General features: G+C 52.6%; 27 protein-coding genes. 15 read left to right on the forward strand and 12 right to left on the reverse strand.

Annotation, left to right across the window (positions count from 1 at the left end; translation table 11 throughout):
* From AC4FIC_RS09925 to AC4FIC_RS09955, 7 genes are all read right to left on the reverse strand, one after another.
* A partial coding sequence (locus tag AC4FIC_RS09925; RefSeq protein WP_476194970.1) for a hypothetical protein occupies positions 1-245 on the reverse strand: 245 nt, incomplete at its 3' end.
* Positions 246-401: 156 nt separating this feature from the next.
* Positions 402-1496, reverse strand: a complete 1095-nt coding sequence (gene hisC / locus AC4FIC_RS09930; protein WP_100257759.1) for a histidinol-phosphate transaminase — start codon at positions 1494-1496, stop codon at positions 402-404.
* A complete protein-coding gene (gene hisD, locus AC4FIC_RS09935) occupies positions 1489-2796 on the reverse strand; it encodes a histidinol dehydrogenase (RefSeq protein ID WP_100257760.1) in 1308 nt (435 codons plus the stop codon). The genes hisC and hisD overlap by 8 nt, the downstream gene beginning before the upstream one ends.
* Complete coding sequence (gene hisG, locus AC4FIC_RS09940) at positions 2793-3449, reverse strand: ATP phosphoribosyltransferase (RefSeq protein WP_100257761.1); 657 nt, start codon at positions 3447-3449, stop codon at positions 2793-2795. Before hisG ends, hisD begins: the two co-directional genes overlap by 4 nt.
* A 96-nt stretch (positions 3450-3545) precedes the next feature.
* Positions 3546-4808, reverse strand: a complete 1263-nt coding sequence (gene murA / locus AC4FIC_RS09945) for a UDP-N-acetylglucosamine 1-carboxyvinyltransferase (protein WP_100257762.1) — start codon at positions 4806-4808, stop codon at positions 3546-3548.
* Positions 4809-4819: 11 nt separating this feature from the next.
* Positions 4820-5050 (reverse strand): BolA family protein, encoded by a 231-nt coding sequence (locus AC4FIC_RS09950; protein ID WP_100257763.1) that lies wholly within the window; start codon positions 5048-5050, stop codon positions 4820-4822.
* 145 nt (positions 5051-5195) lie between these two features.
* Entirely contained in the window at positions 5196-5855 is a 660-nt protein-coding gene (locus tag AC4FIC_RS09955) for an MlaC/ttg2D family ABC transporter substrate-binding protein (protein ID WP_273285704.1), read from the reverse strand.
* Positions 5856-6014: 159 nt separating this feature from the next.
* On the opposite strand from AC4FIC_RS09955, the gene AC4FIC_RS09960 reads away from it, so the two are divergent.
* The 14 genes from AC4FIC_RS09960 (at position 6015) to AC4FIC_RS10025 (ending at position 16678) form a co-directional block, all read left to right on the forward strand.
* The gene (locus AC4FIC_RS09960; RefSeq protein WP_100257765.1) at positions 6015-6980 is read left to right on the forward strand and encodes a calcium/sodium antiporter; all 966 of its coding nucleotides are present in this window, start codon (positions 6015-6017) and stop codon (positions 6978-6980) included.
* A 3-nt stretch (positions 6981-6983) separates the two neighbouring features.
* Entirely contained in the window at positions 6984-7949 is a 966-nt protein-coding gene (locus AC4FIC_RS09965) for a KpsF/GutQ family sugar-phosphate isomerase (RefSeq protein ID WP_100257766.1), read from the forward strand.
* A complete protein-coding gene (gene lptC / locus AC4FIC_RS09970) occupies positions 7949-8518 on the forward strand; it encodes an LPS export ABC transporter periplasmic protein LptC (RefSeq protein ID WP_100257767.1) in 570 nt (189 codons plus the stop codon). The genes AC4FIC_RS09965 and lptC overlap by 1 nt, the downstream gene beginning before the upstream one ends.
* Complete coding sequence (gene lptA / locus AC4FIC_RS09975) at positions 8505-9029, forward strand: lipopolysaccharide transport periplasmic protein LptA (RefSeq protein WP_100257768.1); 525 nt, start codon at positions 8505-8507, stop codon at positions 9027-9029. Before lptC ends, lptA begins: the two co-directional genes overlap by 14 nt.
* Positions 9029-9754, forward strand: a complete 726-nt coding sequence (gene lptB / locus AC4FIC_RS09980; RefSeq protein ID WP_100257769.1) for an LPS export ABC transporter ATP-binding protein — start codon at positions 9029-9031, stop codon at positions 9752-9754. Before lptA ends, lptB begins: the two co-directional genes overlap by 1 nt.
* A 63-nt stretch (positions 9755-9817) precedes the next feature.
* A complete protein-coding gene (locus tag AC4FIC_RS09985; RefSeq protein ID WP_100257770.1) occupies positions 9818-11314 on the forward strand; it encodes an RNA polymerase factor sigma-54 in 1497 nt (498 codons plus the stop codon).
* Between the two features lie 187 nt (positions 11315-11501).
* Positions 11502-11801: a ribosome hibernation-promoting factor, HPF/YfiA family gene (hpf, locus tag AC4FIC_RS09990; RefSeq protein WP_100257771.1), complete on the forward strand. Its 300-nt coding sequence runs from the start codon at positions 11502-11504 to the stop codon at positions 11799-11801.
* Between the two features lie 7 nt (positions 11802-11808).
* Positions 11809-12273, forward strand: coding sequence for a PTS sugar transporter subunit IIA (locus tag AC4FIC_RS09995; protein WP_100257772.1), 465 nt, complete (start codon positions 11809-11811; stop codon positions 12271-12273).
* Positions 12274-12286: 13 nt separating this feature from the next.
* Complete coding sequence (gene rapZ, locus AC4FIC_RS10000; protein ID WP_227003672.1) at positions 12287-13159, forward strand: RNase adapter RapZ; 873 nt, start codon at positions 12287-12289, stop codon at positions 13157-13159.
* Positions 13156-13425 carry an HPr family phosphocarrier protein gene (locus tag AC4FIC_RS10005; RefSeq protein ID WP_100257773.1) on the forward strand — a complete coding sequence of 90 codons (270 nt, stop codon included), beginning with the start codon at positions 13156-13158 and terminating at the stop codon, positions 13423-13425. Before rapZ ends, AC4FIC_RS10005 begins: the two co-directional genes overlap by 4 nt.
* A 33-nt stretch (positions 13426-13458) precedes the next feature.
* A complete protein-coding gene (gene mgtE / locus AC4FIC_RS10010) occupies positions 13459-14817 on the forward strand; it encodes a magnesium transporter (RefSeq protein WP_273285695.1) in 1359 nt (452 codons plus the stop codon).
* 13 nt (positions 14818-14830) lie between these two features.
* The gene (gene yjgA, locus AC4FIC_RS10015) at positions 14831-15352 is read left to right on the forward strand and encodes a ribosome biogenesis factor YjgA (protein WP_100257775.1); all 522 of its coding nucleotides are present in this window, start codon (positions 14831-14833) and stop codon (positions 15350-15352) included.
* A 55-nt stretch (positions 15353-15407) separates the two neighbouring features.
* Positions 15408-16037: a sigma-70 family RNA polymerase sigma factor gene (locus AC4FIC_RS10020; protein WP_100257776.1), complete on the forward strand. Its 630-nt coding sequence runs from the start codon at positions 15408-15410 to the stop codon at positions 16035-16037.
* A complete protein-coding gene (locus AC4FIC_RS10025; protein WP_100257777.1) occupies positions 16034-16678 on the forward strand; it encodes a ChrR family anti-sigma-E factor in 645 nt (214 codons plus the stop codon). Before AC4FIC_RS10020 ends, AC4FIC_RS10025 begins: the two co-directional genes overlap by 4 nt.
* 66 nt (positions 16679-16744) lie before the next feature.
* Here AC4FIC_RS10025 and AC4FIC_RS10030 read toward each other — a convergent pair whose 3' ends face one another.
* Positions 16745-19576, reverse strand: a complete 2832-nt coding sequence (locus tag AC4FIC_RS10030; RefSeq protein WP_100257778.1) for an FAD-binding and (Fe-S)-binding domain-containing protein — start codon at positions 19574-19576, stop codon at positions 16745-16747.
* 167 nt (positions 19577-19743) lie between these two features.
* On the opposite strand from AC4FIC_RS10030, the gene AC4FIC_RS10035 reads away from it, so the two are divergent.
* Positions 19744-20424, forward strand: a complete 681-nt coding sequence (locus AC4FIC_RS10035) for a FadR/GntR family transcriptional regulator (RefSeq protein WP_227003673.1) — start codon at positions 19744-19746, stop codon at positions 20422-20424.
* Positions 20425-20426: 2 nt separating this feature from the next.
* Here AC4FIC_RS10035 and AC4FIC_RS10040 read toward each other — a convergent pair whose 3' ends face one another.
* From AC4FIC_RS10040 to AC4FIC_RS10055, 4 genes are all read right to left on the reverse strand, one after another.
* Complete coding sequence (locus AC4FIC_RS10040; protein ID WP_227003674.1) at positions 20427-20909, reverse strand: GNAT family N-acetyltransferase; 483 nt, start codon at positions 20907-20909, stop codon at positions 20427-20429.
* A complete protein-coding gene (locus AC4FIC_RS10045) occupies positions 20906-21517 on the reverse strand; it encodes a riboflavin synthase subunit alpha (protein WP_100257780.1) in 612 nt (203 codons plus the stop codon). The genes AC4FIC_RS10040 and AC4FIC_RS10045 overlap by 4 nt, the downstream gene beginning before the upstream one ends.
* Positions 21518-21596: 79 nt before the next feature.
* Positions 21597-22385: a glucosaminidase domain-containing protein gene (locus AC4FIC_RS10050; RefSeq protein ID WP_145980292.1), complete on the reverse strand. Its 789-nt coding sequence runs from the start codon at positions 22383-22385 to the stop codon at positions 21597-21599.
* 370 nt (positions 22386-22755) lie between these two features.
* A complete protein-coding gene (locus AC4FIC_RS10055) occupies positions 22756-23091 on the reverse strand; it encodes a DUF1820 family protein (RefSeq protein ID WP_100257782.1) in 336 nt (111 codons plus the stop codon).
* Positions 23092-23195 lie beyond the last annotated feature (104 nt).

Here is a 23195-nt window from a genome sequence, read left to right on the forward strand (position 1 = left end):
ACCAGTTTAAACAGATACTCGGTTTGCTCTATATGTTGGCTTTTGTCGATCAACGCTGTGTAGAAATGCCAAGTACCCTGATGTCCGTCTGCGACCATGGGCACGAGATACTCTTCGTTGTCCGGTTCAATGCGCACATAGAGGGCGTCTGGTTGCAGGCCATAGACTGCGAGCCTGACCCAGAGCTGGTCGTCACGGTCTTCCAGATAGCCGGGTATTGCATCATGAAAAGCAAGCAGACTCATCGCAACTCTCTTTGGTTTTTAACATGGTTCGGTATTGAAACAGAGCTGGGCGCGAAAACTAAGGCGGATTTAGGCTGGGGGTGCATTGCAAATTGATTAGATAGAGCGAGCCGGGCATATGACTGGAGTCTATGCCTGGACTCGCGTGCTAAACGGCTACAAAATCTGCTGCAGCGCCGCGATCAGGAGAGCATTTTCGTCACTCGAAGAGACGTTAATTCTCAGGCAATCGTGCAGCGATGGGTGACCACCATGCAGTTTTTTGACCAGAATTCCGGCGTCTTTCAATTTCTGGTGAATATCCACGGCCTGGCCTTCGGCCGTGCGCACCAAGATAAAGTTCGCCTGGCTCGGATACACCGTGAGGCTTTGAAACGCCGCCAAACTTTGGCTCAGTTGCTGCCGCTGACGCACTAATTCCTGGGTCTGGTTCATCAACACAGGATAGTGGTCCATGGCAAAGACAGCGGTCAGTTGTGTTAAGGCATTAATGTTATAAGGCAAGCGTAACTTATTAATCTGCTCGATCCAGGCCGGGTGACCAAACAACATACCCAGGCGTAAACCGGCTAGACCGACCTTGGAGAACGTGCGCATGATCAAAAGATTCGGAAACTCATCCAACCAGGCCAAATAATCGGCATCGGTAAAGGCGGTATAGGCCTCATCGATAACCACCAAGCCATTGGCCCGCTCCAGAATACGACGCAACTTTTCATCGCCCCAAAGATTCCCGGTTGGGTTGTTGGGCTGAGCGAGAAAAATAACCGCCGGGTCTTCGACCTCTATGGCACGCAGGGTCGCCTCCAGGTCAAGATCGAAATCGCGATTCAATGGCATGCCAACATAGGTCATGCCCAGGAATTTGGCGACCATTTCATACATCACAAAGCTGGGTTCGGGCGCCATAATTTTCCGGCCCGAGCCGTTCACCACTAGGGCAATCAGCTGGATCAGTTCATCGGAGCCGTTGCCGAGCAAGATATCGATATCATCCGGTACATTGAACAGACGCCGAATGCTGTCCTTGACCTCGGGGGCATCGGGGTGCGGATAACGGTTCACATGGGCATCGGCCATCAACTCAGACCAGGCCTTTTGCATGGTCTCCGGCCAAACGAAGGGGTTTTCCATGGCATCGAGCTTGACCATGCCGGTCGAGTCTGGCACCGAGTAGGCACCAATATCACGGATCGTCTTATTCACCCAACGATCTAAATGGGTATCCAGGCGGTCTCGAAAATCAGTCATTGATACGTTGCTCCGCGCTGCGGGCGTGGGCGGTTAAGAGTTCACCGCGCGCCAGTACTGATACGACCTTGCCCAATTCACTCGCCGCCGACGCCGAGGCGCCGATCAATGAGCTGCGTTTTTGGAAATCGTAGACCCCTAAGGGGCTGAAAAATCGTGCCGTACCGCTGGTCGGCAGAACATGATTGGGTCCGGCGCAATAGTCGCCCAGGGCCTCAGAGGTATGCCGGCCCATAAAGATGGCACCGGCGTGCCGGATGTCGGGCAACCAGGCTTCAGGATCAGCCACCGACAGCTCCAAATGCTCTGGCGCGATCTTGTTGATCAACGCCTTGGCATCGTCGAGTTTGGGTACCCAGATAAAGGCGCCTCGGGCATTGAGTGAGCGGCGTATGGTGTCGGCCCGTTCCATGGTCGGCAACAGGCGCTCGATCGCGGCCAGGGTTCGGCGCAAAAACTCCGCGTCATGGGAAATTAAGATAGCTTGGGCATCGTGGGAATGTTCGGCTTGGGAAAAGAGATCCATCGCGATCCAGTCCGGATCGGTCAGGCCGTCACAGATGACCAATATTTCACTCGGCCCGGCGATCATATCGATCCCGACCTTGCCAAAAACCTGCTGCTTCGCCGTTGCCACATAGGCATTGCCTGGGCCGACGATCTTATCAACGGCCGGCACCGTCTCGGTGCCATAGGCCAACGCCGCAATGGCTTGTGCGCCACCAAGCAGATAGACCTCGGTAACGCCGGCGACAAAGGCCGCCCCCAAGACAAAGTCGTTGACCTGGCCACCCGGCGCCGGCGTGGTCATGATAATATCCCGAACCCCAGCGACCTTGGCCGGCAGAGCATTCATAATAACCGAGGACGCCAGCGGTGCAACGCCGCCGGGCACATAGATACCGACTCGATCCATCGCCGTCACCTGCTGGCCTAAGACCACACCCAGATCATCGGTATAGCGCCAGCTCTGGGCGATCTGCTTTTCGTGATAAGCGGTTACCCGCTCGGCGGAAAAGCGCAAGGCGGCTTTCTGCTGCGCCGGTAACCGTTCAAAGGCGGCGGCAATCTCGATCGCGCCCAAGCTTAGCTGCGCCATGGACTCGACCGGGAAGCGGTCGAATTGGTCCGACAGGCGGCACAGGGCGGCATCGCCCTCGGTGCGAACCTGCTGAATAATATCGGCCACGGTTTGCTGCAGGTTACCGTCAGAGACCGATTCCCAGGCCAAAAGCTGATTTAACGCCGTATCAAAACCGTCGTCAATCGAACGCAATTGCTTAATAGTTAGCGAACTCATGCTTGCTCCGAATTCCTTTTAATAGCTGCCGCCAACAGGGCGACTAGGGGTTTAATAGTTTCGTCTTTCATCTTCAGGGCCAATCGGCTGGCCACCAAACGGCTGCTGATATCGGCGATAAACTCATCTGGAGCCAAACCATTGGCCTTTAGGGTATTGCCGGTATCGACTATATCCACAATGACATCGGCCAGATTCATAATGGGCGCCAGTTCCATACCGCCATACAACTTGATTAGATCGACCTGACGCCCCTGGTCGGCAAAGTAACGCCGCGCCACATTAATATATTTGGTGGCGACCTTTAACCTACCTGCCGGGAGGGCCACATCCTTCATCTTGGCCGTCATCAATTGGCACTTGGCAATATTCAAATCGAGTAACTCATACATCTCTTCGGCACCGTGCTCCATCAGCACGTCCTTGCCGGAGACACCCAGATCTGCGACCCCATATTCAACATAGGTCGGCACGTCCACCGCCCGGATAATGATGAAATATACGTTGGGCTGCGTAGTTTCAAAAATAAGTTTACGGGATGTATGCACATCCTCAAGGGGCTCAATACCGGCTGCGGCAAATAGCGGCAAGGTTTCCTTTAAAATCCGCCCCTTGGACAGGGCAATGGTGATGCTCTCAGCACTTCGTTGCATGGTAACTCGCTAATCTGTTTAGTCAGGCTCTATAGATCCGAAAGGCGCTGTTGAGCGCCTATGGGTCTATGAGAAAATGTATTCTGTCGAGCTCGATCAGCCGGAAATTCGGCGGATGGTTGCACCCAGGCCGGCCAGCTTTTCTTCGATACACTCATAACCGCGATCAAGATGGTAGATCCGGTCGACCAGCGTCTCACCCTCGGCAATCAGACCGGCCAAGACCAGCGACGCCGACGCACGTAAGTCAGTCGCCATCACAGGTGCACCCTTGAGTTTCAAGCACCCCTCGATGGTCACCGAATTACCGCGAATATAGGCCTTAGTGCCCATCCGCTCAAGCTCATTGATGTGCATAAAACGGTTTTCAAAGACCGTTTCTTCGACCGTTCCGGTGCCAATCGCGACCGAGTTCAACACGGTAAACTGGGCCTGCATATCCGTAGGAAACTCTGGATAAGGCGCGGTGGTAATATCCACAGCTTTGACTCGCTCGCCTTTCATATCGATTTCGACCCAATCGGGACCACATTCAATATGAGCTCCGGCTTCGCGTAGCTTTACCAATACGGCGTCTAAGTGCTCCGGGATCACATCTCGAATGCGCACACAGCCACCGGCGACCGCACCGGCCACCAGATAGGTACCGGCTTCGATACGATCGGGCAAAACCCGATGATGACAACCGTGTAAGCGCTCGACGCCTTCAATGGTAATGGTGTCGGTCCCGGCACCTTCGATGCGGGCGCCCATGGCGATGAGGCATTTAGCCAGATCGATAACCTCTGGTTCTTTGGCGGCATTTTCCAGCACGGTAATGCCATCGGCCAGGGTTGCGGCCATCAGGAGGTTTTCAGTGCCGGTCACGGTCACGGTGTCAAAATAGATCCGTGCGCCCTTCAAACGACCGTCACAACTGGCTCGAATGTAGCCGTCTTCGACAATAATCTGTGCGCCCATGGCTTCCATACCACGGATGTGAAGATCCACCGGCCGACTGCCAATGGCGCAACCGCCGGGCAGCGATACATTGGCTTCACCAAAGTGGGCCAACAGCGGCCCCAGCACCAAAATAGAGGCCCGCATAGTGCGCACCAACTCATAGGGTGCCGTATATTCGGTAATGGTGCCGGCGCAAACATCGACACTCATATCTTCATTCAGAGTAACGTTCACCCCCATGCAGCCGAGCAGACCGATCAAGGTTGTAATATCATTGAGATGAGGCAGATTGCTCAGGGTCACGGTTTCTTCAGTTAAGAGGGTGCAAGCTAGGATCGGCAAGGCGGCATTTTTAGCACCTGAGATGCGAACTTCGCCGTTCAGCTTGGCGCCGCCGGTAATAAGTAATTTATCCACTGAGCTGATCCTTAAGAAACTTCGGAAGGTGATTGTAATTTCATCGACACGGCGTGAATTTCACCGGACGCGATCTGGTCGTTTAACACTGCGTAGACCATCTGTTGGCGCGGCACGGGACGTTTTCCGGCAAAGGCCTCGGCAACGATCGATAGCGCAAACTTAGCACCCTCGCCTTCGACTGCAATTTGTGCATCGGGGAAAGCAATATCAAGCAGTGCGGTTACGTCATCAACGGTCATAGAGGGGTCTCATCATCAGAATAAAGGGGGCAAGAATATACGTAATAGAGGCACATATCGATATGAAAAACACTGTGCTCTGTACTGGCTCGCAAAATTTGCCACAGTATACACCCAAAGGCAGGCTTTTGGGCCCCCAGTCCGCTTACTCTCTAAAACGAATGCTCTTATAGGCGTCTTCAGTAATTCGCTCCCAAGCCAGGATAGTCGCATCCAGATCACCTCCAGCCTCACTGTAGAGCTGTTCGAATTGGGTACGGAAGGTCACCCCTAGGTTAATGCCGTTAAAGATGGCATTTTGCATTTTCCAGTCATCCGACTTTCGGCTGTAGTACACACTCTGCACCAACGGGTATTTGGGCCCATCAGGCGATATAACTTCCATATACACACGGGTATTGCGCAGGGTATCTTTTTTATCGTCCTGACTCGGCAATAGATTGACCTCAAAGGCGCCAAAGGCATAAATGCCGCCGGCATAGGTGTTGACCATACTGCGTTTAAAGACTTCCAAAAAACGAATTTTTTGCGCTCGGGTAGCCACACTATAGGCTTCGCCCATGACCTTTCGGGCAATGACTGAATAGCCAATGACCGGCTCGAGCAATTCGGTCACCTCATCAAGATAAGCTTGTCGAGCCGCCTCATCCTCACTACCGGCATACTTGCGCACCACAGTCAGGATAGATTGAACTCCCTCGCGCACCGTTTCATCTGCCGCCTTGGCCCCATCTTGAGCAAAAAGATGGCTGGGCATGGCCATTAATAGACCCGCCAGGCCCATAAAAGCTAATATCTTACGCATTTCACTCTCCTAGATTCATTTTGGCAGCAATCATAACAGTCTAGAGACGAACCTGTGATGAAGCCAGTGTCCAATTCTAGCGTAATTTGCCGTCACAGGATTGCATTCTGGACGCAAAGCCCGTTAAATGCGCGGGATTAAAACTTTAGGCAGTACATTATGTTGATCTTTTCCTTGGCTATTTTGGCCGGGCTTATCTTACTGGTTCTCAGTGCCGATCGATTCGTAGCCGGAAGTGCCGCTATCGCGAATAACTTTGGCGTGCCGCACATTATCATCGGCGTCACCATTGTCTCGCTCGGCACATCGGCACCGGAAATTATTGTCGCCATCTTTGCCGCGCTGGACGATAAGATTGAGATTGCCATGGGCAATGCCATCGGCTCTAACATTGCCAACATCGGCCTAGTGCTCGGCATCACTGCGTTGATTGCGCCCATTCCAATCAGCAAGCGCTTGATCATCAATGAGAACTTAATCATGCTCGGCGTTGCCATTCTCGCCGGCTTGGTATTGTTCAACTATATTATCGGCTTTATCGAGTCCCTGAGCCTTGTTCTGTGCCTGGCGGTGTTTTTGGCTTGGATCTATGTTCAGCATAAACGAGCCAATGGCAGTGACGCTGAGTTCGAAGAAGACATCCCCAGCGACATGACCAACAGCAAGGCCTTGGTGTTATTTGTGCTGGGCTTGGCCGTGCTGATTGGCAGTGCCCGCCTGCTGGTTTGGGGTGCTGTTGGTATCGCCAATCAATACGCCATCAGTGAAGCCATTATCGGTGCAACCATTATCGCCATCGGCACCAGCTTGCCTGAACTGGCAGCATCGGTGGCCAGCGCACTAAAGAAACACCATGATATAGCGATCGGCAATATCTTGGGTTCCAATATATTTAATCTCCTCGCCGTATTGGCCGTGCCGGGGCTAATTGCCCCAGGCGGTTTTGCCGCTGAGGTTTTTAACCGCGATTATTGGTTTATGTTGGCCATTAGCCTGGTCCTCTTTGCCGCTCTTTTTATCCAAGGCAAGCGTAATGCGAAACTGGGTCGCTATCTTGGCACGTTTTTTGTGGTAAGCTATGCAGTCTATGGCTACATCGTATTTCTGGCCGCAACCGCTGTGTAATATATGACCAATACCAACTTTCTCGCCATCGCAAAACGAACCTTTGCGCTGGAAATTTCGGCCTTGACCACACTGGAACAGGCCCTGGATGACCAATTTAACCAAGCCTGCTTGTTATTGCTCGGGTGTAAGGGTCGCGTTGTGGTCACGGGCATGGGTAAATCCGGCCATATCGCCCACAAGATAGCCGCCACTCTGGCCAGCACGGGCACCCCAGCATTCTTTGTCCACCCCGGTGAAGCCAGTCATGGCGACATGGGTATGATTACCGGTGCAGATGTCGTTATCGCCTTATCCAATTCGGGCGAAGTGAACGAAATCGTTTCTCTGCTGCCGCTGATCAAGCGGCTGGGTGCCGCACTTATTGGCATGTCCGGCAATAACAGCAGCAGCTTGGCCACCCTGTCCGATGTGCATCTATACTGTGGGGTCGAGCAAGAGGCTTGCCCATTGAACCTTGCGCCGACATCCTCGACCACCGCGGCCCTGGTAATGGGTGATGCCGTGGCAATTGCCCTGCTGGAGGCGCGTGGTTTCAGCGCCGAAGACTTTGCCTTTTCCCACCCTGGCGGAAGCCTAGGCCGGAAATTACTGCTCAAGGTGGAAACCATCATGCACGATGGTGATGAGATCCCGATCATTAATCCGGACGCCTCCGTTTCAGAAGCCCTAATGGTGATGACACAGAAAAGCCTCGGCATGGTCACCGTGCAGCAAGACGGGCGGTTGCTGGGCATCTTCACCGATGGCGATTTACGCCGGGTAATTGATCAAAAAATAGACTTTTCGGCGACGTCCATCTCGACCGTAATGCACCCTAAACCACACTCAATCGATGCTGACCAGCTGGCCGCCCAAGCCCTTTATATGATGGAGGAGCACAAGATTACCTCGCTGGTTGTGACCCATAAGAATATCGTCGCCGGCGTGATTCATATGCACGACATATTGAGAGCCGGCGTGGCCTAATGATGTATCGCAAGCTACTGCTTATGGTGCTGATAGGTTTGGCTGCTCTACTACTAATCTTGCTTATGTCCAGTGATGAGCGGATGACGGCTGAGGTCACAAACCAGATATCGCTGCCGGCGGATTCACCGGATATATACGTAACCGGGATGGCCCTAACGCGCTACGATAAACTGGGTTCTAAGGTTATGACCGTCGACGCGGATACCGTGTCGGTGTACAACAGCAGCGGTCAGAGCCTGTTGAGTCAACCGGTGGTGATCCTGACCGATGCTGGTCAAAAGACGTGGCATATCAGAGCCGACCAGGCCCTGGTTATGGCCAATGACGACATGGAATTCCGCCACAACGTTGTGGCAACTCAACTCAACGGTACGCCTGCGACTCGAGTCGGGAGCGAGTTTATGAGGGTTTCCGACCAGGGCCAGCTAATCAGCACCGACTTAGCGGTAACCATCGTTAAGGGCAGACAAACCGTTGATGCGGTCGGCATGGCGGTCCAACTAGATGCACCCGAACCGGTGATCAACTTACTATCGGAGGTTAATTTTGTTTATGAACCGTCGTAAAAAAACCGCCTTACTGATGTTAGTCAGTCTTTGCGCGGCAAGCTTGGCGCTAGCGACGCCGGAAGATCGCAACAAGCCCATTACCGGCAAGGCCGATACCAACACCATGGATGCCAATAGCGGTAAGACGGTCTTAATTGGCCAGGTGGTTATCACCCAGGGGGCTTTGATTATCTATGCTGACAAGGTCACCATTGAAACGGATCCAGTGTCCGATCAGCTTTCCTATTTACTCGCCGAAGGCAAGCCGGTGCGGCTCTTCGACCAGCCTGTGGCCGACGGTGAAATGGTCCAAGTACAAGGCCTGCGGGTCGAATTTTTCCCCAACGAGAATAAGATTATCACTCTGGGTCAGGCACAGGTTACTCAGGTCGGCAACAAAGCCGAGGGCGAGCGCATTATTTATTTGACCGACACCGGGGTTATGACCATAGAGTCCGAGCGCGCCATCACCGGACAGCCAGGCGGCAAGCAAGCAGAGTTGCTCATTCAGCCTGAGGCCGTGAATTAATGGCCTTACTGGAAGCAACCCATCTGGCCAAAAGCTACAAAAAACGTCCAGTTGTTCGAGATGTTAGCATCGCCGTCGAAGAGGCCCAGATCGTTGGGCTACTGGGTCCGAACGGGGCCGGTAAAACCACCTGTTTCTATATGATCGTCGGTCTAATTGCCGCCGATCATGGCGATGTGACGATCAACGGTGTTTCGGTGACCCATATGCCGATGCACGCCCGGGCGCGCCAAGGCATTGGCTATCTGCCCCAAGAGGCCTCTATTTTTCGTAAGCTGTCGGTTGCCGATAACATCCTCGCCGTCCTGCAAACCCGAAAAGACCTCTCCAAGCAACAGCAGAATGAACGGCTTGAGTCCTTATTGGCCGAGTTCAATGTCACCCACATCCGCACCAGTTTGGGCATGGCGCTATCCGGCGGCGAGCGGCGGCGGGTGGAAATAGCCCGGGCCTTAGCGATGGAACCTAAGGTGATCTTGCTGGATGAGCCCTTTGCTGGTGTCGACCCTATTTCGGTCGGTGATATCAAGGCGATCATCTATCATCTACAAAAACGCGGCATTGCCGTTTTAATTACAGATCACAATGTTCGGGAAACCCTCGATATTTGTGAAAAGGCCTATATTGTCGGCAATGGTCACATCATTGCGGAAGGTTCCGCTGAAGAAGTTCTCAGCAATCAAACTGTCCGTGAGGTATATTTAGGTGATCAGTTCCGTTTATAACATTCGAAGCGGTGGCCTTGATATTTTTAGCGTTGGAGCACATTTGGTGGGTATTGAGCAAGTATGAAGACATCCTTACAACTTAAAATGAGCCAGCAACTGACGATGACCCCGCAGTTGCAGCAGGCGATTAAGTTATTGCAACTGTCCACGCTCGACTTACAGCAGGAAATTCAGCAGGCGTTGGACACCAACCCCATGCTCGAGGTCAAGGAGGACGATGCCGATGCTCCAGAACACGCCAACACTCAGGAGCCACCCAATAATGACGACCGTCAGGTTGCTAAGACTGAGACCGATGACTCCACTCGAGAACTGACCGTTCAGGAAACCATTCCGGATGAGCTGGCAGTAGACAGCTCATGGGACGACATCTACACCCATCAACCCACTAGCCATGGGCTGCCGTCCGGCGATGATGATTATAATCTCGAAAACATCTATGGCACGACCGACTCACTACAAGATCACCTCTACTGGCAGCTGAACCTGACCCCGATGACCGATAAGGATCGGGTCATTGCTGAAACCATTTTGGAAAGTGTCGATGATGAAGGCTATTTGTCGAGCCCCGTAGCCGATATATTTGAAGGTCTGATGGTGGCCATCTCGTCCGATGATGATCCGCTCGATGAAGACGAATTCCATGCGGTATTACACCGTTTGCAACAGTTTGACCCACCGGGAGTCTGTGCGGTCAACCTAGCTGACTGCCTAGCGATCCAACTCAAGCAGCTCGCCACGGACACACCCTATTTAGCGCTGGCGATACGCATCGTCGAAAATCATATCGAGCTGTTGGGCATCAAAGACTTTGCGCAAATAATGCGCAAGGCGCGGATCAAGGAAAACGAGCTGCGCGAAGTCTTCCTACTCATACAAACACTCAATCCCCGGCCCGGCAATAGCATTGCCTCGGGCAAATCCGAGTACGTAGTACCAGATGTTATTGTCACCAAAGACATCAAAAACAATCGTTGGTTTGTTGAACTGAACCCCGATATAGCGCCGAAACTGCGGGTCAACTCCTCTTACGCCTCGATGGTCAAGCGGGCCGACAATTCATCGGATAACACCTACCTAAAGGACCACTTGCAAGAGGCTAAGTGGTTTATTAAGAGCCTGCAGAGTCGAAATGAAACGCTGCTCAAGGTCGCCACCACCATCGTTGAGCACCAACGTGGCTTCTTGGACTATGGCGATGAGGCAATGAAACCGCTGGTTCTGCACGATATCGCAGAGGTGGTGGGTATGCACGAGTCGACCATTTCGCGTGTCACCACACAAAAATACATGCACACCCCCCGTGGTATATACGAATTAAAGTACTTTTTCAGTAGCCATGTCAGCACCGATACCGGTGGCGCCTGTTCCAGCACCGCGATTCGCGCACTGATCAAAAAGTTAGTGCTCGCGGAAAATACTCGTAAACCGCTGAGTGACTCTAAAATTGCCGATTTACTCGGTGAACAGGGCATACAGGTCGCCCGACGAACCATCGCCAAGTACCGAGAGTCATTGAACATTCCACCGTCAAATGAACGTAAGAGTTTGATTTAGAGCCTAAATTTTTTAAAAAGTCCCTTGCAGTTTTGGCAATGAAGCGCAATAGTTAGAATATGAGTTACATAACGGTTTCACGATTACCGGCATCTGTTTGTCGGTGGACGGTGGCCTCATTTTCGACCACCGCCTGTGTACCAGCCCACTCTGGCTGGAAAGGTAAAAACTGCAAGAGGAGCAGCCTATGCAAGTTCATATCAGCGGCCATCACGTTGAGGTAACAGAAGCCCTCCAGAGCTACGTTTCAACTAAGCTTGAAAAGCTCCAACGACATTTTGACCAAATCGGCAACGTGCAGGTCACCCTCAGTATCGAAAAGGAGAGACAAAAAGCAGAAGGCTCGCTGAACATCAAGGGCGCCCAACTCCATGCAGACGCCGAACATGACGATTTATACGCCGCCATTGATCTAATGAATGACAAACTGGACCGTCAATTGATCAAGCACAAAGAAAAAACTGTCTCACGCAGCCACGGGTCATAACGAAAGCATGATTCCTCTGGACCAAGTATTGCGCCCCGAACGCACCTTTGTTGATGACTTCGGTGCGAGCAAAAAAAAGGTACTGCAAACCCTTGCTGAGCGCCTGTCCAAGACGCTTACTGGGGTATCGGATGTTGAGTTGTTTGACCAACTGATCGCTCGTGAACGGTTGGGCAGTACCGGTATAGGTTCAGGCGTTGCAATACCCCATTGCCGCCTTGTTGGCTTAGACAAGCCCACGGCGGCATTGGTTTTATTGACCAATCCTATTGATTTCCAAGCGATAGATGCCAAGCCAGTGGATCTCGTTTTTGCCCTGGTGGTCCCTATTGATGCTACCGATGAACATTTACAGCTGCTGGCGATGGTGGTTGAAAAGGTTAATGACCCTAAGTCTTTAGCTTTGATTCGCCAATGTCCTAGCGCGATGGCCCTATATGAGCAATTTGTAGGAGCCCCAAATAAGCAATAAACTGAGAATGGCTATGTCTTCTGAAAAAATCCGACTAATAGTGATTAGTGGCCGTTCCGGTTCCGGTAAGTCGACTGTCTTAAATACACTTGAAGATGCCGGCTTTAACTGCATCGACAATTTACCCCCAGCTTTATTGCCTGAACTGGTCAGATGGATGACTGAGTCCGCACCTCATAAACAGATAGCAGTGTGCATTGACGTCCGAGTCTCCACCGAGGGTCTGCGTGACCTACCCGAAATTTTAGGCAGTCTCAGTGCAAAAATTCAACCAGAGCTACTGTACCTCGATGCCGATGAAGCCATCCTGTTACAGCGTTTTTCTGCGACCCGGCGTAAGCATCCATTAACCGACAACGCCCACTCGCTGGCCGAAGCGATTGCCCAAGAAACGCTGTCTTTAGCGCCCATCGCCGATGGGGCAGACTTCAAGCTGGATACCAGCACCCTGTCGGTACAGCAACTGCGCGTGCAGATCCGCGACCGACTAATCAACCGACCAACCGGTTTGGCGTTGCAGTTTCTGAGCTTTGGTTTTAAACATGGCTTACCCAGAGATGCGGATATGGTGTTCGATGTGCGCTGCCTGCCTAATCCATACTGGGATAAGAGCTTGCGCATGTTTACCGGTGTTGATCGCCCTATTCAAGAGTTCTTACGCCGAGAACCGGCAGTGGCGGACATGTTTGAGGATATCCGGCGCTTTATGGAGCGCTGGTTACCGGAACACGAACGCAACCAACGCAGTTACCTAACCGTGGCCATTGGTTGCACCGGTGGCCAACATCGCTCGGTATATCTGGCTGAGGAGCTCACGACGGCCTTCAAAGAAAAATACCCGACCACACAAATCAGACACCGAGACATGGGGCAGGATACAGCGTGATTAGAGAAGAGATTGTCATCATTAACAAACTCGGATTGCATGCGCGCGCGGCCGCCAAACTGGTCGGGGCGGCATCCCAATTTGGTAGCATGGTGTCGGTCTATAAGGACGGACGACAAGCCGATGCGAAAAGCATTATGGCCGTTATGATGCTCGCGGCATCCAAGGGCACTGCCCTGACCTTTGAAATAGATGGCAGCGATGAGGTCTTAGCCTGGACAGCGATCGAGACCCTGATAAATAACTTTTTCGACGAGGGCGAATAACTCACGAACCCCGCCTGATCACAGAGATACCTTATGCCTGCCAGCCTAACCGACGGACAATTAAATTCACACAAACAACAATTGGGTGCGGCACTGGAAAAGGCCGACCTGGACCTAGTGTCGATTTTAATCAACGCAGATATAGCGGTTGGTGATATCGCGCACCTTTTGGAGACCACCCCTCATAAACATCGCCTGACCCTGTGGGATTTTGTCGCCGAAGCGTTGCAAGGCGAGGTGCTAACACACCTGAATGAGGACATTCAGCAGTCATTCCTGGCCCGCATGTCAGCCGAGGAAATCGTTGAAACCACGCACGACATCGATAACGATGACCTCGCGGATCTGCTGCAACAAATGCCCGAAGGCCGGTCCAGTCGAGTTCTCCAGCTCTTAGCACCGGAGGAGCGCTCGCAAGTTGAAGGGCTATTGGCCTACCCAGAGGACACCGCCGGCGGTTTGATGACCACCGATATGGTGACCGTTCGTGGCGATGTAACGGTCGCAGCGGTGTTGCGTTATTTACGCAAAATATCGCTTCCAGACGCCTTGGATCGCCTCTGGGTGACCAATCGTCAGTTCCATTACCAAGGCTCACTCGCGCTAACGGTTCTACTCACCGCCAAACCGTCTAGCCTGGTCTCAGATATCATGAACACCGATATCAAGGGCATCCGAGCCGGCGAAGATGAGGAACAGGTCGCACGTCTATTTGAGCGTCAAGATTTGGTGTCAGCCCCGGTCATAAACGACGACGGCATCGTCATTGGTCGTATTACCATCGATGACGTGGTCGATGTAATTAGCGATAGTGCGGCGCACAATATGATGAGCATGGCCGGCCTCGATGAAGAAAATGACACCTATTCCCCCATTGTAAAGAGCAGCCAAGACCGGGCCGTCTGGCTGGGTATTAATATGGCGACGGCCTTTATTGCCGCCCTAGTAATGAGTCAATTTGAAGCCTCAATTGCACAAATAGTGGCCTTGGCAGTATTGAGCCCTGTTGTCGCCAGCATGGGCGGTATCGCCGGCAGCCAAACCCTAACGCTAATGATCCGAGGCATGGCCACCGGCCACATTGGCCAATCCAATTTAACCTGGCTGGTCCTGCGGGAATTGGGCGTTGGCCTCATTAATGGCAGTCTGTGGGCTATTGTTATCGGCGTCATCACCTTCTTCTGGTATCATCAAGTATCATTGTCCTTGGTCATCGCTGCGGCAATTTTGGTCAATATTTGCATTGCTGTGCTCTCTGGTACCGTGCTGCCTTTTTTTCTTAAGGCCGCCAACATAGACCCGGCTTTGTCCGGCAGCGTGATCTTGACGACATTGACCGATGTTTTCGGTTTTTTGACATTTTTAGGCTTAGCAACACTTTTTTTACTATAAGGCATGTAAGTACATGAACGAATTTGACGATACCCACGACGATATTGAATGGGTCAGTAAGTCTGAAATGAAACGCGATAGCCACCGACTGCAGGCCATGGGTGAGCGTTTACTGGGCATTAAAAAAAGCAAGTTGGCCAAATTCCCCCTCAACGATGAACTGCTCGCTGCCATCGAAGAGAGCAAGCGGATAAAAAGCAATGAGGCGATGCGTCGTCACCTGCAATATATCGGCAAAATCATGCGTGTCTCCGATATCGAGGGCATTCAGCGCGAACTTGATCGTCTCGACCCATCCTCAGACCTCTATCTTCGGGTCCAGAATCAAGCCGAATATTGGCGCGAAAAGCTGATCAAGACCGAAGCGGCCGATGCGGAGTGGTTCGAAACCTATCCGGATACAGATCGGCAAACCTTTCGCAATATAGTGCGAGCGGCCAAGAAGGAGCAACCGGACGATCCGGCCGCACCGATTGCCGGCGGTAAAAACAGCAAAAAACTGCTCAAATGGATAAAAGAACAGCTTAAAAAATGATCCAGTAAATTCAGGTACTCGTAAAGTAAGCAACTGTTATTGACAAGGGCTTACGATGGCGAGCGCAGCTATTAAAACAGGTCGCGACAACATAGGTCGGGTGATGACGCAACAACAGATCGAACTCCGCGAACACTTTGCCAATCAGTTGGAAAAGGTCGCGCAGAGCCAAGACACACGTGCTTTTGAAGCGATCTATACGCATTTTTCGCCGCTTATAAAGTCGTTTGGAATTTCATCTGGCTTGAGTTATCAGGGCGACCATTTGCCAGAAGAACTGGCCCAAGAGGTGATGTTGTCTATTTGGCGCAAAGCCCACCTCTTTGATCGCCGCAAAGCAGCCCCCTCCACCTGGATATTTACTATAGCCCGGAATCAGCGTATCGATATCCTGCGCCGACTTCGTAAATATCAAAATGACCTCAATGCAGACGATGTATGGGAGCTCACCAGCGATACTGATTTGTTTGGCGAAATTCGTGATACCCGAATTCAAAAAAACGTCAATCGTGAGTTGCGCCATTTGCCGCCGGAACAAAAACAGATTGTAGCCAAGGTTTTCTTAGAAGATAAGAGTCATCAAGAGGTGGCAAACGAATTGAATTTACCACTGGGTACCGTCAAGAGCCGGGTTCGGCTGGCGATGCAAAAATTAAAACTAACCATGGGGGTAAATGAACTGTGACTCTATGGCATCCAAGTAGCGATAAGTTAATCGAGTTTTCCAGCGGCGTCGGCTCAGCTGCGATGAACATTGCTGTGTCGGCCCATCTGCATTTTTGCAAAGATTGCCTGCGACAGGTCGTCGAATATGAAAGTGTCGCTGCGGTATTATTCGAGCAGCAGGCAGAAGTCACAATGGCCAAAGACGGTTTTGAGACCCTGATGGAGCGTATTGTCAGACAACCGGTATCGAGGCCTAGCACCACGCGCGTTGTACCATCTCGCTTTCCCCCGGTGGTGGAAAAGCTAATGGCCCACGGCACTGACGCGCTGTGCTGGAAGAAGCCGATGAAAAATTTACGCGTAAGTCAGTTATTAACCGACGAACAGGGGCTGACGCTTGGTCTGCATCATATGAAGGCAGGTTGTCGAGTGCCGCAACACACCCATCGTGGTCATGAAATAAGCTTGGTGATTGAGGGTGGCTTTTCCGACCAAATGGGATCCTATGGCGTTGGTGACTTCATTACCCTGTCGACCGAACATCACCACTCGCCGCAGGCTGATGCCGATGGTGATTGCTGGTTGTTGTCTGTGGTCGAGGCACCCGTCCGCTTAACTGGCCCCTTGGGCTGGATACTCAATCCATTTATCAAGGCCTAAGCAGGCTCCGGAGACAGCTTACCCTGTCTCCGGTCAACTCTCCCTCCTTGTTCCGACCACAGTCAATCAGGTCTGCGTGTTTAACTCCGGAAAGGTCTTAGACTGTTTATCGAGCACCTCAAACAGTGAATAGTAGGTCAGGCCGCTGTGCTTACTGAGGCCAATCTCGCAGGTCCGGCTGGTCGATACACCAAAGGCACAGTCACTGACCTGGGGCGCTAGGGTCTTCAGCGCTGAGGCATTGAGCTCTGGCTGCCTAAAACCCTTATCACCGGCAAAGCCACAGCAGGCAATCCCCTCAGGTTGTACCCAGTTCGGCGCAAGGTGCTTAACCACTCGCTGCATACTTTTTTCCAGACCCTGCTTTTGGGTACTGCAGGTCACATGGACGGCAACTCGTTCCGTGACCGGGTCGATATGCAATCGGTTTAAAAGGAACTTATCGATAAATTCACTGCTGTCATAAAGGTGAATACCCCTTTGCAGGGCCTGGTCGCGCAGCTGCAACGAACAGGGGCTGGTGTCGGACAGAACCGGGTAGCGACCGCCACCGGAGACTTCCCAGAGGGCGTCCAGCACTTCATTCATCATCCGCTGCGCAACTGCGCCGTGACCCTTGGCGTGAAACGGCTGGCCGCAGCACAGACCGCGAGTAGGCTGAGGGTAAACAACATGCAATTGTGCTTTTTTAAGCACGCTGCGCACCGCTGTCGGAATAGACTGGCGATCGTCGGTAATTGACTTACCCATCGATTGACTGACGCAGGACGCCCAATAGACGATGGTATTACTGGCCCCGGGGTCGACGCGCTCATTGCGCGCATATATGGGTTTAGCACGTCCTGGGGTAGTCGCCAGCCAGAGCGGAGTACGTTGCCCGGTCCAACCGCGCACCGCGCCCGACCAAGCCTCGAGGCGCGCAGCCCCCAAGATCCGTTGCGTCCCACTGGCCAACCACAATGCAGACCGGGTCAAACCGGCCAAAGCAGCATAATGGCGAGCTAACCCCTGTGCCAGCCAGCGATAGGGCTGATTGTTCTTGGCGCGAATCTTCAATACCAGACTGCCAGTGTTGATTCCCACTGGACAACGCACCTCACACAGCCCGGTTGCGGCACAGGTATCTACCGCTAGATGCTGGAATTGGGCGTCCCACTCGGCCGGTATCGGCTCTTGAACAAGCTGCTTTCGCGCCATCTCACGATAGACCGCGATGCGTTGGCGGGGGGTTAAACTGAGACTCTTACTCGGGCAAACGGGCTCACAAAAGCCACATTCGATGCAACTGTCAATGATCTCATCGGCGGGGGGCAGAGTTTTGAGATGCTGGATGTGGGCGTCCGGATCATCATTGATGATCACACCCGGATTCAAGATAGTACTGGGGTCCAGTAGTGCCTTAATCTGCTTCATTAGGCCGAAGGCATCCTCGCCCCATTCCAACTCAACAAAAGGCGCCATATTGCGCCCTGTACCATGCTCCGCCTTGAGCGACCCACTCAGATCGATTGCCACCATCTGAGTCACCGCAGCCATAAAGTCGCGATAGCGGGCAATCTCATCGGGCCGGTCGAAGGCCTGGGTGAAGACAAAGTGCAAATTGCCTTCTAAGGCATGGCCAAAAATAATCGCCTCAGAATAATTGAACCGGTCGAACAGTTGCTGCAGTCGATCGACCCCCTCGGCCAAACGATCGATCGGGAAGGCGACGTCCTCAATGATCACCGTCGTGCCGACCGGGCGCACGGCACCGACTGCGGGAAAGGTACCCTTGCGAATTTGCCAGTAACCATCGATCAGGTGCTGATCCGTTGAAAAGCCGGTATTGGCGAGCACTGCAACCGGCGCCAAGGCCGCCTCAACCTGGCTAATATTGGCCTGTAGGGTGGCCAGATCGACACCGCGGACGTCGATCAGTAACACGCCGCCCTTATCCGGTAGGGTATGGCTAAAGGCCGGCAGACCCGGCATATGCTGCACGGCGCGCAACGATCTAGCGTCGAGCAATTCCACCGCGTCGACGTTCACCGTTTTCAGTAAGGCGACCGCCTCGGCGCAGTGCTGTAAGTTGGCAAAGGCAACCATTGCGGAGGCGCGATGGGCGTGATCCTCAACCGTTGCCAGGCTAACCTCGGCAATAAAACCCAGTGTGCCCTCTGAGCCGACCATCAGATGCGCCAAAATATCGATTGGATCGCTGTAGTCGAGCAACGCATTGAGACCGTAACCGGTGGTGTTCTTGAGCCGATATTTATGGCGCACCCGTTGCACCAGTGGGTCATCGGCCAAGAGCTGATCGCGCAGCTGACCGATGCCGACCAATAGGTCGCTGTGGGTTGCGCGAAAGCGCTCAACACTATCACTGTCACGGGTATCAAGCAGCGCACCATCGGCCAGGATGAGGCGTAAACCCTTAAGGGTGTGATAACTGTTATGGCGGGTACCGCAGCACATGCCACTGGCATTATTCGCGACGATGCCGCCGACTTTACAGGCTTGGATGGACGCCGGATCCGGCCCTATCTTGCGACCATAAACGCCTAAGGCCTTATTGGCCGCGGCCCCAATGACGCCAGGTTGTAGATGGATTAGCTCACCGAGGGGCTCAATGCGCAAGCCGGACCAGTTATCGGTCAGCATAACCAGCACGCTGTCGCTTACGGCTTGGCCGGACAGACTGGTACCCGCAGCACGAAAGGTCATCGGCACCTCGTAACGAGCCGCGAGCAACAGTAGAGCGCTGATCTCACTTTCGTTGTCCGCCAAAACCACCAAGCGCGGCAACATGCGATAAAAGCTGGCATCGGTACTGAAGGCAAAACGCCGAAATTCGTCGCTGATGATTCGCTCACTGGGCAACAGTTGGTGAATCTCAGTCATAAAGGCGTCAAATTGCATGGCGGTTACCTTGGCTCGATGTAGGGTGTTGATCTGATCATAATGCCTAAAAACCGGTTAATTTGGCAGACAAGACCGTACTTTAGTCGCAATTAGGCGCTAAGCTGCTTGAATCGACCCCTATGAAGCCCGTATAAACCTATTACCCCTTAAGCGGTCAGACCAATTTGAATCGACTCCAGCAAGTATCCGATTATATGCTCCTACAACTGAGCGCAGGCCACTGGCATCCGGGCCAACGGATACCGTCGGAGCGACAACTGTCGGAGAGTTTGCGCCTCAGCCGCGCGACGGTGCGTGAAGCGTTGGTGACCTTGAAGCAACAGGGGGTAGTCTATAGCCTTCCCGGTAGCGGCCACTTTGTCAGCGATCCACAACCGACCGAGCGACTGATCATCGAGACGGCGCTGAATGAGCATTTCAGTCCCAGTCATGACGAATTGCGCGAATATCGTTTTGCGATTGAGGCCCAATGCGCCTTTCTAGCAGCGTCGCGTGCCACGCCGGATCAGCTTAAAGCCATCGAACGGGCCCATCGGCATTTAAAACACGTGCATCAGAAGGATGATCTAAAGGCTGAGGGCCTGGCCGATGCTCGCTTTCACCTAACCATTGCGGAGGCCAGTGGCAACCGAATATTGGCACACAGTCTGACCAGCCTGTTTGCCCTGCTGCGCGAAAACGTTACCCTCAATATTCGCTCCTTGGCGAAACGACCGGAGACTCGGCTGCGCCTGATGCGTCAGCATACTGCCCTATTTGAAGCCATCTATTATCGTAAGCCCGATAAAGCTCGGTCACTGGCCCAAGACCATATGGTGTTCGTCGATCGGATCTTGGCGGAATAGGCCTAGGCGATTGCCGGTCGTTCCATCTGGATATGCACGATACCGTCTTCGAGGTAGCTTTCACCCTGAGACACAAAACCAAATTGTTGGTAAAAACCGATCAGATAGTGTTGCGCGCCAATCCGAATCGGATAGTTCGCAAACAGCTGTTCACACTGCGCGATCGCAAAGGCCATGAGCTGTTGACCAATTTTTTGCCCGCGTTGATCGGCTCGATTAGCGACCCGGCCGATGGAACAGGCATCCGGATAAGACACCCCGGGCATCAGCAGACGGGCGGTGCCAACCAATTCGCCATGGCGATGGGCCAACAGATGCCAGGCCAAAGCATCCTTGCCATCGGCATCCTGATAAGCGCAGTTCTGTTCAACACAAAATACCGCAATGCGCAGTGCGAGCAGATCGTAGAGACTCTGGTTGTCGAGTCGATCAAAGGCCCGACATTGCAGTGACAAGCCGTCGGCTAGGGATGCGCTGCCGATCACAACGCGCCCTCGCCTTTCATTCGCTCAAGGGTATCGACAATCGCCTGGGTGTGCGCGTCGAACTCCAGGTTGATCAGCGTGCCCACCTGGGCCTGATCGAAGGTGGTCACCGCCAGTGTCTCGGGTATCAGATACACATTGAAGCGGTCAGCTTGAACCTCACCGATGGTCAGGCTGCAGCCGTTGAGACCAACGAAGCCCTTACTGAAGAGGTAACGACGTTGTTGAGGGCTGACGGCGAACCAAAGAATCCAATTATTGGCGGGCCGGTCAATAGCAATGAGGGCCGCCGTCGAGGCGACATGACCGGACATCAGATGGCCACCTATATCATCTCCCATGCGCGCGGCGCGTTCTACATTGACCAGGGCACCATCGTCCAGTTGACCAAGGTTGGTCGCGCGTAAGGTCTCCATCATGACATCGAAATACGCACGTCCCTGTTCGATCCGAGTCACCGTTAAACACACGCCATTCAAAGCGATGCTGGCGCCAGTCTGCAAATTATCTGCTTGGCGCTCGGTCAGGCTGATCGAAAAGGACTTAAATTGGTCGAGCGTCTGCTCTATTTTGAGTGCCGTGCAATTCTGTACGATTCCGGTAAACATGCCCGACTCCTATCGGTAGTGATTGATGTTCGTTTTACGCTATTTAGGGCACTAAGTTCAAGTCTAGATGGTCACCTTGCTAGTCAAAAGTCACTTGGACATCGTTTTTAGCGTAAAAGGCCGGTCGATCGAAGGCTTGCAGCTTGTTGTGGTCGATCATGCTGATCAGCTCGCGAATATAGGGCTCACCGCGAATACTGTAACCTTCCAGACCCCAAACGATAAAGGTGCTGTCGATCGGTATCTGCAGGTAGCGCAATTCGGAGCGAATTTGACGTAACGGTTGGTATTCTTGGTGGGTGTTTAGATTGCGAAAGTAACCGGCTACCGAGGCGTGAATCGAGGCAAACTTTTTTACCTCGTGCCGGGCACTGTTATCGCGCTCCGATGGCACCAAGCCGCAGCCCTCGCTAAAACACCATTGGCCGAATAGGTTATTACCTTCTACGGCAAATCGACTGGTGCCCCAGGCACTTTCATTCGCAGCCTGCGCCAACACCAAGGATGTTGGTAGGGTGTCGACCCGGTGATACAACGCACTGAAGAATGGCTTCGAACCGAGGGCTTCATCGACCTTATAATAATCTGCCAAATCGCTCATAAAGTTCGTTTGCCACCGACCAAGCTTATCGCCGCGCCGGATTTTAGCCTCGACGACCTTGAGCCAAGCCCGCTCGGCTTGTACCTTTTCGTTAATTTGCGCGACGATAGGCTGAAGGAATTCGAAAAAGGTCTGCTTCTTTTGGTCAACATCTTGAATACTGGCCATATCGGGCAAGTCGCTCTGCTCGGTGAGCACATAGGATGGCAGCGCAGATTCACTACATGCCTGGCTCGACACGATCGACAGCGATCCTAGTAGTAACATACCGACAGCATAAATTTTCAATTGACATGACACCTTTGTCGAGAATAAAGCGCGAGATTATAAAGTTAATTGATCAATAATCAACCAAACGCACAATTCTTAACAACTTTCGTGCTGCAATGACCCGACTGGCTTTAGCGACGATCTCGTCGTTGATCTGACGGGCGAATACGGATGGCTTGGCGTTTTGGTTGCAGACTGGACCAACCGAGATAACACACAGCGATAACAAGCAAACTTGAAAAGACCATAGACAACCCTCTTATGAATCAAACCTTTTTAACTATATTAGGCCGCAAAGCCGAATAACAACACAGAATGCCATAATATTATCTACCGGTGACCCATTGAGTGCCTTGCCTCGTGCACATCAGTTACCGCGCCTGGGCGGCAACACCGACGGAAAGGCACTGACATTGGTGCCTTTGGCATCGCTGATTTTCGGTGTTCCTTCTTTCTCGAGCTCATCGATACGCACAATCGCATGCATCGGCACGAAGGATCGGGTGACCCCAGCAAACTCTTGCTGTAGTTTCTCCTCACTGGGATCAACCACCAGTTGACTGCGTTCACCAAAGATCAGCTCTTCTATCTCGATAAAACCGTACATTTCACTTTGATATATATGGCTGCAATACACCTCATAGACCTTGTCCTGATTAACAAAGATCACCCGAAATACCGTCTTGGCCTGGTTAGTAGTCATTAATTTGCGTTCAGCCGGTCATTTAGAAGCCTTTGAGTCTACACATCGGCAGTCATTTTCACACAGATTGTTTCGATTTACGCTCGGGACAGGTACAATTGCGC

The sequence above is a fragment of the Reinekea sp. genome (assembly GCF_982785585.1).

Bases quoted from the DNA above. Each gene is read 5' to 3' on its own strand.
- AC4FIC_RS10055 (WP_100257782.1), bottom strand. From the start codon at position 23,091: ATGACTACTAACCAGGCCAAGACGGTATTTCGGGTGATCTTTGTTAAT.
- AC4FIC_RS09960 (WP_100257765.1), top strand. From the start codon at position 6,015: ATGTTGATCTTTTCCTTGGCTATTTTGGCCGGGCTTATCTTACTGGTT.
- AC4FIC_RS09985 (WP_100257770.1), top strand. From the start codon at position 9,818: ATGAAGACATCCTTACAACTTAAAATGAGCCAGCAACTGACGATGACC.
- AC4FIC_RS09950 (WP_100257763.1), bottom strand. From the start codon at position 5,050: ATGACCGTTGATGACGTAACCGCACTGCTTGATATTGCTTTCCCCGAT.
- hisC (WP_100257759.1), bottom strand. From the start codon at position 1,496: ATGACTGATTTTCGAGACCGCCTGGATACCCATTTAGATCGTTGGGTG.
- hisG (WP_100257761.1), bottom strand. From the start codon at position 3,449: ATGCAACGAAGTGCTGAGAGCATCACCATTGCCCTGTCCAAGGGGCGG.
- AC4FIC_RS10050 (WP_145980292.1), bottom strand. From the start codon at position 22,385: ATGTTACTACTAGGATCGCTGTCGATCGTGTCGAGCCAGGCATGTAGT.
- AC4FIC_RS09965 (WP_100257766.1), top strand. From the start codon at position 6,984: ATGACCAATACCAACTTTCTCGCCATCGCAAAACGAACCTTTGCGCTG.
- AC4FIC_RS09955 (WP_273285704.1), bottom strand. From the start codon at position 5,855: ATGCGTAAGATATTAGCTTTTATGGGCCTGGCGGGTCTATTAATGGCC.
- AC4FIC_RS10030 (WP_100257778.1), bottom strand. From the start codon at position 19,576: ATGCAATTTGACGCCTTTATGACTGAGATTCACCAACTGTTGCCCAGT.
- hisD (WP_100257760.1), bottom strand. From the start codon at position 2,796: ATGAGTTCGCTAACTATTAAGCAATTGCGTTCGATTGACGACGGTTTT.
- lptA (WP_100257768.1), top strand. From the start codon at position 8,505: ATGAACCGTCGTAAAAAAACCGCCTTACTGATGTTAGTCAGTCTTTGC.
- AC4FIC_RS10045 (WP_100257780.1), bottom strand. From the start codon at position 21,517: ATGTTTACCGGAATCGTACAGAATTGCACGGCACTCAAAATAGAGCAG.
- mgtE (WP_273285695.1), top strand. From the start codon at position 13,459: ATGCCTGCCAGCCTAACCGACGGACAATTAAATTCACACAAACAACAA.
- lptC (WP_100257767.1), top strand. From the start codon at position 7,949: ATGATGTATCGCAAGCTACTGCTTATGGTGCTGATAGGTTTGGCTGCT.
- hpf (WP_100257771.1), top strand. From the start codon at position 11,502: ATGCAAGTTCATATCAGCGGCCATCACGTTGAGGTAACAGAAGCCCTC.
- lptB (WP_100257769.1), top strand. From the start codon at position 9,029: ATGGCCTTACTGGAAGCAACCCATCTGGCCAAAAGCTACAAAAAACGT.
- yjgA (WP_100257775.1), top strand. From the start codon at position 14,831: ATGAACGAATTTGACGATACCCACGACGATATTGAATGGGTCAGTAAG.
- rapZ (WP_227003672.1), top strand. From the start codon at position 12,287: ATGTCTTCTGAAAAAATCCGACTAATAGTGATTAGTGGCCGTTCCGGT.
- AC4FIC_RS10020 (WP_100257776.1), top strand. From the start codon at position 15,408: ATGGCGAGCGCAGCTATTAAAACAGGTCGCGACAACATAGGTCGGGTG.
- AC4FIC_RS09995 (WP_100257772.1), top strand. From the start codon at position 11,809: ATGATTCCTCTGGACCAAGTATTGCGCCCCGAACGCACCTTTGTTGAT.